The 12,936-nt window shown below is 71.7% G+C and carries 11 protein-coding genes; 7 read left to right on the top strand and 4 right to left on the bottom strand.

Annotated elements, in window-relative coordinates:
• Nucleotides 1–62: 62 nt before the first annotated feature.
• The gene (locus tag ACSHV8_RS06915; protein WP_436530518.1) at nucleotides 63–1,007 is read right to left on the bottom strand and encodes an RNA polymerase subunit sigma-70; all 945 of its coding nucleotides are present in this window, start codon (nucleotides 1,005–1,007) and stop codon (nucleotides 63–65) included.
• A 351-nt stretch (nucleotides 1,008–1,358) separates the two neighbouring features.
• On the opposite strand from ACSHV8_RS06915, the gene ACSHV8_RS06910 reads away from it, so the two are divergent.
• Both ACSHV8_RS06910 and ACSHV8_RS06905 read left to right on the top strand, forming a co-directional pair.
• On the top strand, nucleotides 1,359–1,979 hold the full coding sequence (locus ACSHV8_RS06910) for a maleylpyruvate isomerase family mycothiol-dependent enzyme (RefSeq protein ID WP_436530516.1): 621 nt from the start codon (nucleotides 1,359–1,361) through the stop codon (nucleotides 1,977–1,979).
• Between the two features lie 86 nt (nucleotides 1,980–2,065).
• Nucleotides 2,066–3,031 carry an AraC family transcriptional regulator gene (locus tag ACSHV8_RS06905; protein ID WP_436530514.1) on the top strand — a complete coding sequence of 322 codons (966 nt, stop codon included), beginning with the start codon at nucleotides 2,066–2,068 and terminating at the stop codon, nucleotides 3,029–3,031.
• Nucleotides 3,032–3,035: 4 nt separating this feature from the next.
• Here ACSHV8_RS06905 and ACSHV8_RS06900 read toward each other — a convergent pair whose 3' ends face one another.
• Together ACSHV8_RS06900 and ACSHV8_RS06895 are read right to left on the bottom strand one after the other, a co-directional pair.
• Nucleotides 3,036–4,988, bottom strand: a complete 1,953-nt coding sequence (locus tag ACSHV8_RS06900; RefSeq protein WP_436530512.1) for a vWA domain-containing protein — start codon at nucleotides 4,986–4,988, stop codon at nucleotides 3,036–3,038.
• A 2-nt stretch (nucleotides 4,989–4,990) separates the two neighbouring features.
• The gene (locus tag ACSHV8_RS06895; protein ID WP_436530510.1) at nucleotides 4,991–6,415 is read right to left on the bottom strand and encodes a sigma 54-interacting transcriptional regulator; all 1,425 of its coding nucleotides are present in this window, start codon (nucleotides 6,413–6,415) and stop codon (nucleotides 4,991–4,993) included.
• Nucleotides 6,416–6,528: 113 nt separating this feature from the next.
• Here ACSHV8_RS06895 and ACSHV8_RS06890 point away from each other — a divergent pair, with 113 nt between their 5' ends.
• Nucleotides 6,529–7,338 (top strand): PhzF family phenazine biosynthesis protein, encoded by an 810-nt coding sequence (locus ACSHV8_RS06890; protein WP_436530508.1) that lies wholly within the window; start codon nucleotides 6,529–6,531, stop codon nucleotides 7,336–7,338.
• Here ACSHV8_RS06890 and ACSHV8_RS06885 read toward each other — a convergent pair.
• The gene (locus tag ACSHV8_RS06885; protein WP_436530506.1) at nucleotides 7,310–8,890 is read right to left on the bottom strand and encodes a diguanylate cyclase domain-containing protein; all 1,581 of its coding nucleotides are present in this window, start codon (nucleotides 8,888–8,890) and stop codon (nucleotides 7,310–7,312) included. The genes ACSHV8_RS06890 and ACSHV8_RS06885 overlap by 29 nt on opposite strands.
• 80 nt (nucleotides 8,891–8,970) lie before the next feature.
• Here ACSHV8_RS06885 and ACSHV8_RS06880 point away from each other — a divergent pair, with 80 nt between their 5' ends.
• The 4 genes from ACSHV8_RS06880 (at nucleotide 8,971) to ACSHV8_RS06865 (ending at nucleotide 12,931) form a co-directional block, all read left to right on the top strand.
• Nucleotides 8,971–10,599: an ABC-F family ATP-binding cassette domain-containing protein gene (locus tag ACSHV8_RS06880; RefSeq protein WP_436530504.1), complete on the top strand. Its 1,629-nt coding sequence runs from the start codon at nucleotides 8,971–8,973 to the stop codon at nucleotides 10,597–10,599.
• Between the two features lie 3 nt (nucleotides 10,600–10,602).
• Nucleotides 10,603–10,995 carry a hypothetical protein gene (locus ACSHV8_RS06875; RefSeq protein ID WP_436530502.1) on the top strand — a complete coding sequence of 131 codons (393 nt, stop codon included), beginning with the start codon at nucleotides 10,603–10,605 and terminating at the stop codon, nucleotides 10,993–10,995.
• Between the two features lie 6 nt (nucleotides 10,996–11,001).
• The gene (locus tag ACSHV8_RS06870) at nucleotides 11,002–11,964 is read left to right on the top strand and encodes a protein phosphatase 2C domain-containing protein (protein ID WP_436530500.1); all 963 of its coding nucleotides are present in this window, start codon (nucleotides 11,002–11,004) and stop codon (nucleotides 11,962–11,964) included.
• A 190-nt stretch (nucleotides 11,965–12,154) separates the two neighbouring features.
• Nucleotides 12,155–12,931, top strand: a complete 777-nt coding sequence (locus tag ACSHV8_RS06865; RefSeq protein ID WP_436530498.1) for an SAM-dependent methyltransferase — start codon at nucleotides 12,155–12,157, stop codon at nucleotides 12,929–12,931.
• Nucleotides 12,932–12,936 lie beyond the last annotated feature (5 nt).

Below are 12,936 nucleotides of genomic sequence, written 5' to 3'. Positions count from 1 at the left end.
TCTGCCTACCGGCCGCCGCCGCGCAGTCACGCTCGCCACACCCGCTAATGTGTCCTAGGAGGCTAGGTTTCCGGGGTGAACAGCGGCCACAACGACGGCCACTCCCCCTCCAGCCAGGTCGTGGTGTTGGCCACCCGGCCGTCCACGATGTCGAGCATCACCAGGGCGAACGGTGCGAACCCGTCCCCGTCCGGCCGCATCTGCCAGAACGCCGGCTGCCCCGACGCCGCCACCGGCACCATCCGGTGACCCACACACGCCGCGCCCGGCGCACCCATCGCCAGCCCGATCTGATCCCGCCCGCGCAGGCCCCACGCGAACGGCGGCATCGACGTGGTGGCGTCCTCGTGCAACAACGCGACCAGCCCGGCCACGTCGTGACTCTCGAACGCCGCGCAATACCGCGCCAGCAGAACCCGCTGCCCCGCGTCGGCCGGATCCAGCACGTCCCCGGGCCTCGGACCCACCGTGCGCAACGTCGCCCGGGCCCGCTGCAACGCGCTGGTCACCGACGCCGACGACGTCTCCAGCAACGTCGCGACCTCGGCCGCCGGCCAGCACAACACGTCCCGCAGGATCAGCACCGACCGCTGCCGCGCCGGCAGGTGCTGCAACGCCGCGACGAACGCCAGGCGCACACTCTCCCGCTGCACGACCAGCGCCGCCGGATCCTGCGCGAGATCCAGCACCAACTGATCCGGGACCGGGCGCACCTCCGCCCCCGGCGGCAACAACTCCCCGAACGGCGTCCCGGCCCGGCCCGGGACGGTCAGATCGATCGGCAACGCCCGACGCGCCGCGCCACGCAGCAGATCGACACAGACATTGGTGGCAATCCGGTACACCCACGTGCGCACCGAACCGCGGGCGGCGTCGTAGCGCTCCGAGGCGCGCAAGGCCCGCTCGAACGTCTCCTGGACGGCGTCCTCGGCGTCACTGCCCGAGCCCAGCATCCGGTAGCAGTAGCCGGTCAGCTCCGTCCGCAGCCCCGCCAGCGCGTCCTCCACGCGACGACCCTAACCATCAAGACCGCCTTTCCCGTACGGCGGCCCGCCCGCGACACACATGCCCCCGCGCCCGGAAGCAGCCGCCGGTCGGAAGCGGCTGGGGGCACGACGGCCCGGAGGGGACGGTCGCCGGGGTGGGCTGGTGCTGAGGGCTGGTTGAGAGGCCTCGGGACAGCCGTGAGCACCAGCTGAGGGGGCGAGGCGCGGGGCCGGCGGGAGTGGGCCGGGGGTCGCGGGCGGCTCGGCGGGCGCGAAGGAATCGCCGTACCGGGGAAAGGGACCGATTAATCGGCGGACCCGGCGCCGTATCTCCTTGCGAAGTGCGCCGCAGGCGCCTGAGGAGGGACGACGATGGAGACGGACGTGCGTGCGGAGATCGAGGCCCAGCGGACCGAGTTGGGTGAGCTGCTGGCCGGCCTGGCGCCGGAGCAGTGGGACGCCGGGACGTTGTGTGCGGGGTGGCGGGTGCGTGAGGTGGTCGCGCACATCACCTATCCGTTCCGCACGCCGGCGCCGCGGTTCTTCCTGGAGTTGGTGCGGGCGCGGGGGAACTTCGATCGGCTGGCGGATCGGGCGGCGCGGCGGGATGCGGCCCGCTTGGGTGGGGACGAGCTGGTCGCGGCGGTGCGGGACAACGTGGGGCATCCGTGGTCGCCGCCGGGTGGTGGGGCGGCCGGGGCGCTGTCGCACGATGTGATCCACGGCCTGGACATCACCCTTGCGTTGTTCCCGGAACGGTTGGTTCCGACCGGCCGGATGTCGGTGGTGCTCGGCGGCATGTCCCCACGCAGCATCGGCTATTTCGGCACCGATCTATCCGGCGTACGGCTGGTGGCGACCGACCTGGAGTGGGCGTTCGGTGAGGGTGAGCCGGTGCGTGGCCGGGCCCAGGACCTGCTGATGGTGGTCTGTGGACGCCGGTTGCCGGCCGGTCTGCTCAGTGGTGCGGCCGCGGCCCGATACACCGCTTGACGGTGGACAAATCGCCCGGCCGGGCACGGTGAGGCACATTCAACACGGGTTGGCGCAGTGTCAACTGACGGGTCAAGCTGTTGAGCGTGCACGCGAAGACTCATCAGATCAGCGACGTGGACGCGGCGCGGGACATTCTGCGGAAGGCCTTCTACGCGCTCGACGTCGAGGTGTTACGCCCGGCCCCGGGCTGGACGGCGCGGTTCGCGGTCGGCGGTTGCAAGGCGGTCATGCTCGGCGACCTCGATTTCGGGGTGGACGTGCGGGTGCGGGCCGGCGAGCTCGGCGCCTATCACGTGAACCTGCCGCTGACCGGCGCGCTCGCCTTCCATCAGGGGCGGGACAAGCCGCATCGGGTCCGGGCCGGGCGCAGCGCGGCGGTGTTCGGGCCGGTCGGCGACACGGTGGTGGACAGTTGGGACGGTGACTGCCGGATCCTGGCTGTCAAGATCGGCCGGGCCGAGTTGGAGACGCAGCTGGAACGGCTGCTGGACCGGCCGGTGCGCGGCCCGGTCGATCTGGGGCCGGAGCTGGACATCCGGCGCGGTCCCGGGGCGAGCTGGGCTCGGCTGGCCCGGCTGATCACCGACGACGTCAGCGGGCCGGAGGGGTTGACCGCGCATCCGATGATCGGCGCCCGGATGAAGGAGGCGCTGGTCACGGGCCTGCTGCTGTCGACCGATCATCGGTATCGGGGGCCGCTCGACCGGCAGAGTCCGGCGCTGGCCGCGCCGGGGGCGATCCGGCGGGTGGTGGATGCGATGCGCGCGCAGCCGGGTCGCCCGTTCACGGTGGCTGATCTGGCCGACATCGCCGGGGTGGGTTCGCGGGCACTGCAGCAGAGCTTTGCCCGGTACGTCGGTATGCCGCCGATGACATACCTCAAGCAGTTGCGACTGTCGATGGTCCACGACAGTCTGCGGGCCGCTGATCCGGGGGCGACGACGGTGGCCCAGGTGGCGTACCGCTACGGGTTCACGCACCTGGGCCGGTTCGCCGCCGCCTACCGGGAGCGGTACAACGTCTCGCCGTCGGAGACGCTGCGGGGGTGACTACTCAGCGCCGGCCGCGGCGGGCCCGGACGTAGTCGTCGATCACGTAACGACCGAGCTCGGCGGCGTCCGGGCTGAACACCCGGCCGCCGTTGCGCCGGGCCACGGCGTCCATGAAGCGTTGCAGGCCCGGGTCGTCGCCGAGCATGAACACGTTCATCGTGGCGCCGTACCGGGTGAGCAGGTCGACCTCGCGGACCGTGGCCTGGACCGTCTCCGGCAGCGGCGGCCACCAGAACATCGCCTCGCCGCCGTCCTCCAGGTGGGCCGTCGGCTCACCGTCGGTGACGACCAGGACGACCGGCTCGGCGCCGGGGTGCCGGCGCAGGTGCCGGCCGGCCAGTTTCAGGGCGTGCTGCAGGTTCGTGCCCTTCTCCATGGTCGGTTCGATCGCCGCGAGTTCGCCCTGGGAGAGCGACACCGCGTACTTCCCGAAGCCGATGATCTGCAGCGCGTCCTGCGGATACTTGGTGGCGACCAGGTGCGACAGGGCCAGGGCGGTCTGTTTCATCGGGCCCCAGCGGCCGTCGGCGTACATCGAGTAGGACAGGTCGACGCAGAGCGCGACGACCGCCGACGCGCGCCGCTCGGTCTCGGCGACCTCGAAGTCCTCCGGGGCCAGCCGCACCGGAAGGGTGGCCGTGCCCGGGGTGCCGGCGCGGCGGCGGACCGCGTTGCCGAGCGTGCGGACCACGTCCAGGGGCTGGTCGTCGCCGAACTCCCAGCGCCGGGACGACCCGATCAGGTCGCCGGCCGCGCCCGCGTCGCGCATGTCGTGCTCGCCGCGTTTGCCGGCGATGTCGTGGAAGATCCTCGACAGGGCGGTCTGGCCGAGCCGGCGCAGCGCTTTGGGCGACAGGGTGAGCCCGTCGTCGTCGCGCTCCACCCAGCCCTCGCGGCGCAACTCCCGCTCCAGCTCGCGCAGCCGGCGCAGGTCGTCGGCGGCGGACCGGCCGAGCTGGCGCTCCACCGCTTCCACGTCGACGTCGTCCAGGGTGGCGCCCGGGTGTTCCTGGCCGAGCTGGTCGATCAGTTCGTCCAGGTCGCCGATCTCGCCGAGTGCCTCGGCGGCATCGCCGTAGCCGAGATTCTCGCCGCCGCGCATGCGCTCGCCGCGGCCCCAGTTCATGCCCGGCCGCAGCGCCTTGAGATTGTCGGTGAGCTCGGACAGCTGACCCCGGAGCGGGCCGTCGCCGAGGGCCTGGTCCATCAGGTTCTGCAGTTCCTCGCGCTGCTGCGGGCTCAGGGACCGCATCAGTCGTTCGGCCGCGGCGGCCTGGCGGGCCAGGGAGTCGATCAGCTCGTCGATGTTCTGCGGGTTGTCCGGGAAGAAGCGGCCGTGCTTGTCCATGAAGTCGCGGAACGCGTCGTCGGTGTCCTCGCCGCGGGCGTGTTTCTCCAGCAGCTGGTTGAGGTCACCGACCATCGCCGACACGTCCGAGAAGTCACCGTTCTGCAGCGCGTTGCGCATGCCGGCGAAACGCTGCTCGACGACTTCGCGTTTCAAGCCGTCGAGGATCTGCTGGTAGATGTCGCGGGCTTCCGGCGAGGCCCAGTTGTACTCGGACAGTTCCGAAATGGCCTGCGAGGTGGACCGGGGCAGGTTGTCCAGGACGGACTCGTTGAAGCGGGCGTCCATGTCGTCCCGGGCCGCGAGGGTGTCCCGCTCGGTGGCCAGGGCCTGGTCGAGCATCTGCTGGGCCCGCGTGACGGCCCCGTCCAGATTGCCGCGGCGCAGAGCGTCCCGCCGCATCCGCCGGGCCCGGTCCCGCAGGCTGTCGAGCCCGTGCCCGTCCCGCGGCCCACGCCGGATGAGGTCGCGGAGCGCGTCACGCAGGCTGTCGCCCTGCATGACCCGCTCCCCCATCTCGTCGACGGCCGCGCGTACGTCGTAGGGAGGCGCGAGCGGGTCGGGCCCGTCCCGCCACGCGCCGTACCGGAAGACGTTACGAGCCATTCTCAGCTCCCGTAGATGGTGCGGCCGTCGTCGGTCAGCTCCTTCGCGAGCCGTCGCGTCAGATGCAGTCCTTCCAGCACGAACTCGATGCCGGAGGCGGCCTGCCCGGGGCTGGGCGCGTCGCCGAGCCCGAGCCGTTCGAGCACCTTGGCCAGCCCGGGCACGGTGCCGATCTGGGCCAGCAGCTCGTCGGCGCTGACCAGGTCACCGGTCTCGATGATGGCGCCCTCGGCGACCAGGTCGGTGAACCCGGACAGGTCGAGGCCGGCCAGCCGGGCCCGGAACGTCTCCGCGGTGGCGACCCGCAGCAGGTGCCCGAGGACCTCGGTCTCCCGTCCCTCCTCCCCGCTCTCGAACTCGACCTTGCCGCGCAGGGTGGAGGTGACCGAGACGGTGTCGCAGATCCGGGCGACCGCCTCGCGCTCGCCGCGCAGCCCGGACCGGCGCAGCGCGGACGCGGCCACGGTCTCGGCGGCGGCGATCGAGAACCGGGCCGAGACGCCCGAGCGCGAGTCGACCGACGACGACTCGCGGACGGCCCGGGTGTACCGCGCGATCACGTCGATCAGGTGCTCGGGGACGGCCGCGACGAGCGCCGCCTCCTGCCGGACCAGGGCCGTCTCCAGCTCCAGGTCGACCGGGTAGTGGGTGCGGATCTCGGCGCCGAAACGGTCCTTGAGCGGGGTGATGATCCGGCCCCGGTTGGTGTAGTCCTCCGGGTTGGCCGAGGCCACCAGGAGGATGTCGAGCGGCAGGCGCAGCTGGTAGCCGCGGACCTGGATGTCGCGCTCCTCCAGGACGTTGAGCAGCGACACCTGGATGCGCTCGGCCAGGTCGGGCAGCTCGTTGACGGCGAAGATGCCCCGGTTGGTGCGCGGGACGAGACCGAAATGGATCGTCTCGGGGTCGCCCAGGGCCCGGCCCTCGGCCACCTTGATCGGGTCGACGTCGCCGATCAGGTCGCCGACGCTGGTGTCCGGGGTGGCCAGCTTCTCGCCATACCGCTCCGAGCGGTGCAGCCAGGAGATCGGCAGCAGGTCGCCGGTCTCGGCGGCCAGCCGGCGGATGGCCGGGGTGAGCGGATGGTACGGATGTTCGTGCAGCTCGGACCCGGTGATGAACGGCGTCCACTCGTCCAGCAGCCCGGTCAGGGCGCGGATCAGGCGGGTCTTGCCCTGGCCGCGCTCACCGAGCAGGACCATGTCGTGGCCGGCGAGCAGGGCCCGCTCGACCTCGGGCAGGACGGTGTCGTCGTAGCCGACGATCCCGGGGAAGCGGGTCTCGCCGGTGCGTAACTTCTGGAGCAGGTTGTCGCGCAGCTCCTCCTTGACGGTGCGGAACTCGTGCCCGGAGGCTCGCAGCTCGCCCAGGGTGCGCGGCAGGTCGGCGGGAGGTTCGAAGATGATCGCGGTAGGACCCTCTGTCACCGCTGGAACGCTACTCCGCGGAGGTGACAACCGGCGACTGTGATCGGGAACGCGGCCAGGGCCGCGAGATTGGCTTTTGCCCGCGGTCGCGGCCGCGCGGCACGCTGAGTTCCATGATTGAGAGGTACGCGGCATTCACCGATTCCCCGGCCGGAGGCAACCCGGCCGGTGTGGTCCTGGACGCCTCCGAGCTGACCGACCCGCGCATGCTGGAGATCGCCGCTGAGCTGGGCTACTCCGAGACCGCGTTCGTCACCGAGCGGGACGGTGACCGGTATCGGGTGCGGTATTTCAGCCCGCTGGCCGAGGTACCGTTCTGCGGGCACGCCACGGTGGCGACGGCGGTCGCGCTCGGCCCGGGTGATCACCTGTTCGTCACCAACGCGGGCGAGGTGCCGGTGACGGTCGACACGTCCGGGACGGCCACGCTGACCAGTGTCCCGCCGGCCGTCGCGGAGCTGCCCGAGGCCGATCTGGCCGCGCTGCTGGGCGCGCTGCGCTGGGACGCCGGCGAGCTGGACCCGGAGCTTCCGCCGCGGGTGGCCTACGCCGGTGCGTACCATCCGGTGCTGGCCGTGACGAGCCGCGAGCGCCTGGCCGGCCTGGACTACGACGTGCCGGCGTTGAAGGCCCTGATGACCGGGCGCGGGTGGACCACGGTCCAGCTGGTGTTCCGTGACGGGCCGGACACGTTCGACGTGCGGAACCCGTTCCCGGTCGGCGGCGTCTACGAGGATCCGGCCACCGGCGCGGCGGCCGCGGCGTTCGGCGGCTATCTGCGCGGGCTCGGCCTGGTCGCCGACGACGCCGTGCTGCACCTGCGGCAGGGCGACGACATGGGCCGCCCGAGCCGGATCACGGTGCGGCTGGTCGCCGGTTCGCCCGGGGTCCGGGTCAGCGGCCGGGCGGTGCCGATGGGCTGAGGACCATCCCGGCCTCGAAGCGGTTCCAGGTGCCCTTGCCCTGGTGCTTGGACGCGTACATGGCCATGTCGGCGTCGTGCAGCAGGGTGCGCACGTCGTCGCGCTCCTCGGCGCAGGCGATGCCGATGCTGGCGCCGGCCCGGACCTGGACGCCGCCCACGTCGATCGGGTCGGCCATCGACCGCAGGATGCGCTGGGCGGTCTGCTCGGCGTCGCGGACCGTGCACTCGCGCAGCAGCACGGCGAACTCGTCGCCGCCGAGCCGGGCCACCAGGTCACCCGAGCGCACCGACTGGCGCAGCTTCTCGGCGACCCCGGCCAGCAGCAGGTCACCGGCCTGGTGGCCGTGGGTGTCGTTGACCGCCTTGAACCCGTCGAGGTCGACCAGCAGCAGCGCGACGCTGCCCGGGTGGGCCTCGGCGGCCTCCAGCGCGGAGGTGGTCTCCTCGCGGAAGTGCGTGCGGTTGGCCAGTCCGGTCAGCTCGTCGAAGAGCGCCTGGTGGCGCAGCCGCTGCTCGTGCTCGCGCAGCTCGGTCAGCGTGGTGTCGAGCTGGTCGATCAGGCGGGTGTTGTCGTGGAACGCGGCCAGCTGGCGGGCCACGACCAGCGCGATGATCGCCCCGAAGCCGGCGACGACGCCCCACAGCTGCGCGTTCATGCCCGGGCCGCCGGACTCGTGGGGCAGTGCGTAGACCAGGGTCAGGAAGACCACCACGATCGAGCCGTACGGCAGCAGGCTGTACGGCTTGCGCCGCCGCGACCCGAACGGCGCGTCGTCGAACCGGGCGATGAGTTCCTGGATCCGCGGGCCGAGCGCGATCAGCAGCGACGGGGACAACCGGATCAGGTAGACGAACGCGGGCAGCGAGCCGTCGGCGCCGGGCGGGGCCACGAACAGGCCGAGGCTGCTGGCGATGGCCGAGATGATCATCGGGGCGGCGGCCGCCTTGTTCATCGGCGCGTTGCCGGACAGGACCATCTTCACCGTCGCGAACGACGAGGTGAGCGCGACCGCGCCGCCGGCGAGCGCGCCGATCAGGCTGGCGCTCTGGTCCGTGTCGGCCGGGTTGACCAGGAAACACCAGGCGACCACGACGCCACCGACCAGGACCGTGGCCGAGTCCAGCCAGAACGCCAGCGACTCGCGCCGGGTGCGGCTCGGGTGCGGGTGGATCAGCATCCCGATGATGATCAGGGCCAGGCCGCTCGCGAAGCAGGTGGACTGGATCGTGCCGCCGGCCGTCGACCACTGGTCGTGACGGGTCATCGAGATCGCGGCCTGCGCGGTGTCGCCGAACAGGAACAGCGACGAGCCGATGCCCATCAGCCGCCAGAAACGCCGGACCGGGTGCTTGGCGACCCGGAAGACGCGCCACGACGAATAGCACAGGAGCAGGTCCAGCGGGGGCTGGGCCAGCCAGAAGATCCGTACCTGCGCGTTGGGGTCGTCGAGGACGAAAAGCAGCACGCCGGAGAGCAGAAACGCCGCGATCGCGGCGAGCATGGCCCAGTCACGGCGAATCGCGGATGCGGCCTCTCGCCCGTACGCCATCCTCGTCACGAACGAGTGATCGGCCGGTGACCGCCCGTCATGAAGGTTCCCGTGTGTGCACTGCGTAGGATGGCGCCCTGATGAGCGCCACACTGATCGCCCGGGAACTCGCCGCTGGGCACGGCGACCGCAGCCTCTTCACCGGTCTCGACCTGGTGGTCGCGCCCGGTGACGTGATCGGCCTGGTGGGGGTGAACGGGGCCGGGAAGACCACGCTCCTCCGTACCTTGGCGGGGGTTCTGCCGGCGGAGAGCGGAAGCGTCGCGCTCAGCCCGCCCACCGCCAACATCGGTTACCTGCCGCAGGAACGCGAGCGGCGCGCGGGCGAGTCGGTGCGGGAGTTCCTGGCCCGGCGCACCGGTGTCGCCGCAGCCCAGACCGCCATGGACGCGGCCGCCGAGGAGCTGGCGGCCGGGGCCGCGGGCGCCGACGACCGGTACGCGGTGGCGCTGGAACGCTGGCTCGACCTGGGCGGCGCCGACCTCGACGAACGGGCCGCGCCGCTGGCCACCGAGTTCAAGCTCGACCTCGACCTGCCGATGACCGCGCTCTCCGGCGGCCAGGCGGCGCGCGCCGGCATGGCGTCGCTGCTGCTCAGCCGCTACGACATCTACCTGCTGGACGAGCCGACGAACGATCTCGACCTGGACGGCCTGGCCCGTCTGGAGACGTTCGTCGACGGGCTGCGCGCCGGCGTCGTCGTGGTCAGCCACGATCGGGAGTTCCTCGCCCGTACCGTCAGCAAGGTCCTTGAATTGGATCTTCATCAACAACAGATCCATCTGTACGGCGGTGGCTACGACTCCTACCTCGAGGAACGGGAGCGGGCGCGAACCCACGCGCGCGAGCAGTTCGAGGAGTATGCCGACAAGAAGGACGACCTGCTCGAACGGGCCCGGATGCAGCGCGCCTGGATGGAGAAGGGCGTGCGCAACGCCCGCCGCAAAGCACCCGACAACGACAAGATCGCCAAGGCGCAGCGCGGCGAGACCAGTGAGAAGCAGGCGGCCAAGGCCCGGCAGACCGAGAAGATGATCGAGCGCCTCGACGTGGTCGAGGAACCCCGCAAGGAGTGGGAACTGCGCATGGAGATCGCCGCCGCGCCGCGCGCCGGCGCGGTCGTGGCAACCTTGCGGGACGCGCGGATCAGCCGGGGCTCGTTCACCCTCGGGCCGGTCACCCTGCAGATCGACTGGGGTGACCGGGTGGCCATCACCGGCGCCAACGGCTCCGGCAAGTCCACGCTGCTCGCGGCCCTGCTCGGCCGGCTCCCGGTGGACTCCGGCTCGCAGCACCTCGGGCCGGGCGTCGTGGTCGGCGAGGTCGACCAGGCGCGCGGGCTCTTCCTCGGGACGTCGTCGCTGGCCCGGGCGTTCGGCGACGCCGTGCCGACGTGGAACGACGCGGACGTACGGACGTTGCTGGCCAAGTTCGGCCTCAAGTCCGGCCACGTGACCCGCCCGGCCGAATCCCTCTCCCCGGGCGAACGCACCCGGGCCGCGCTGGCCCTGCTCCAGGCCCGCGGGGTGAACCTGCTCGTCCTCGACGAACCCACCAACCACCTCGACCTGGTGGCGATCGAACAGCTGGAGTCGGCGCTCACGTCGTACACCGGTACCCTGCTCCTGGTCACCCACGACCGCCGGATGCTGTCCGCGGTCGCCACGAACCGCCACCTCGAGGTGGCCGACGGCAAGGTCACCGGCTGAAGCATGAGCACGATCATCACGTTCTACACCGCCGCCAACGACGACGCCGCGGAAGACCAGGGGCCCGGCCGGGACAAGGCCGAGTTCGGGAACTTCGACGTCTTCGCGTCCCTCGAGGAATGGGAATCGCTGCTCCTCGACCGATCACTCGACGACATCGACGGGCCCGAGCAGGTCAACGACGAGGAATCGCCGATCATCCTCAGCTTCCTGCCGGCCCTGACCAAAGCCCTGGCCGCGACCGACCCGGCCGGTCTGGCCGACATCACCCGCCGCTGGGTCGCCGCCCGCGCCAAGGACGGCGAAACCCTCGACCCGGCCCAGGCCCGCAAAATCCTGGACGCGGTCGCGGGGCTGGCCCGGTCGCGGCGCAAGCTCTACTGCCAGGTCGCCTGACCGTCCATGCGGGCGCGGCTGGCCACGCTCCCGGCGTCACCGGACCGCCCGAACGAGGACTTCGCGGCGGTCACCCCGGACGCGGCGGTGCTGCTCGACGGCGCCGGCGCGGCCGACCTGGCCAACGGCTGCCGCCACGGCGTGGCCTGGTTCACCCGCCACCTCGGCACCGCGATCCTCGCCCGCCTGGCCGACGACCCGCTGCCCGCGGTGCTCGCGTCGGCCATCACCGCGACCGCCGACGCCCACCGGGACACCTGCGACCTGACCGATCCCGGCTCCCCCAGCGCCACCGTGATCATCACCAGGTTCACCGGTCCCGCCGTGGAATACCTGATCCTGGCCGATTCGGTGCTTCTGTTGAGTACGGCATCAGGGTCCCCGCAAGTCCTCACCGATCCGCGCGTCGAGGCCGTCGGCAACCGCTACCGCGCCACCATGGACAGCCTGCGCAACGGCACCCCGGAACATGCCGAGGCCCGGCGCGCGTTCGTCCGCGCCACCCTGGAGCACCGCAACCGCCCCGGCCGCTACTGGGTGGCGTCCGCCGACCCGTCAGTGGCCACCGAAGCGATCACCGGCTCGGCCGTGGCCCGCTCGATCGCCCTGCTCAGCGACGGCGCCACCCGCCTGGTCGACACGTTCGGCCTGGAAACCTGGTCGAGCCTCTGGGCCACCCTCGCCTCGACCGGCCCCGCCGCGACCCAGCACGACCCGGCCACAGTTGCTTCCCCCAGCCTTGCTCAGGGCAGGCATGCGTCGGGCGGGCTTGCGTCGGGCGGGCTTGCGTCGGGCGGGCTTGCGTCGGGCGGGCTTGCGTCGGGCGGGCTTGCGTCGGGCGGGCCGGAGGAGGTCCTGCGCCGCACCCGCGCCGCCGAACTCTCCGACCCGACCGGCGAACGCTGGCCCCGAGCCAAACCCCACGACGACGCCACCGCCATCTACCTGGACGATCTGCACGAGCGCTGAATTTCTCGCGACCGCCGCATGAGGCAGCGCGATCGGCATCGCCGCAGCCGCGTCAAGATCAGGGACCGCGGGCCGGGATCAACGGTCAACGCCGGACGGCAGGCGTGTCGGCACCGCGACACCCCATGGAAGTAGATGGATGTTCTCTAGGATCACCGGCTGACGGCTGCCTCGTGTGAGGAGAACACCGATGACTGAGCCTGCGATCGACACGACCCGGCCGAGCAGTGCCCGGGTGTGGAACTACCTGCTCGGCGGCAAGGACAACTTCGACGTCGATCGGGAGTTGGGGGAGGCGCTCCGCTCGGCGAACCCGGCCATCGCCGCGGTCGCGCAGGCCCAGCGGAGGTTTCTCGCTCAGGCGGTCACGCTGCTGGCCGCCGAGCGGGGTGTCCGGCAGTTCCTGGACATCGGCACCGGCCTGCCCACCGCCGACAACACGCACCAGGTCGCGCAGCGGGCCGCGCCCGACGCCCGGGTCGTCTACGTGGACAACGACCCGCTCGTTCTCGCCCACGCCCGGGCGCTGCTGACCAGTTCGCCCGAGGGCACAACCTCGTACGTCGATGCCGATGTCGAAAATCCGGAACGCATCCTGACCGAGGCCGCCCGGACGCTCGATCTGGGCCGGCCGGTCGCGCTGACGATGATCGGCATCCTGGGCAATGTCGCCGACTACGCGGAGGCACGCTCGATCGTCGGGCGGTTGCTCGCCGCCGTGCCGTCGGGCAGTTACCTGGTGGTGAGCGACGGCACGAGCACCAGCGTGCGGAGTGTGGAGAGTCAGCGGGTGGCCGACGAGGGCGGCCACCCGTACAAACTTCGCACGCCGGAGCAGATCGGCGGCTACTTCGAGGGCCTGGAGCTGCTCGATCCCGGCCTGGTCCCGACCTCGCGCTGGCGGCCCGAGCCCGGACCCGAACCGGAGGCCCTCGACGTGTACTGCGCCGTGGGCCTCAAGCCCTGAGCACC

The sequence above is a fragment of the Actinoplanes sp. HUAS TT8 genome, assembly GCF_051380535.1.
GTDB lineage: Bacteria > Actinomycetota > Actinomycetes > Mycobacteriales > Micromonosporaceae > Actinoplanes.
The sequence above is the reverse complement of the archived record's forward strand: the minus strand, read 5'-3'. Positions and strand labels throughout refer to the sequence as shown.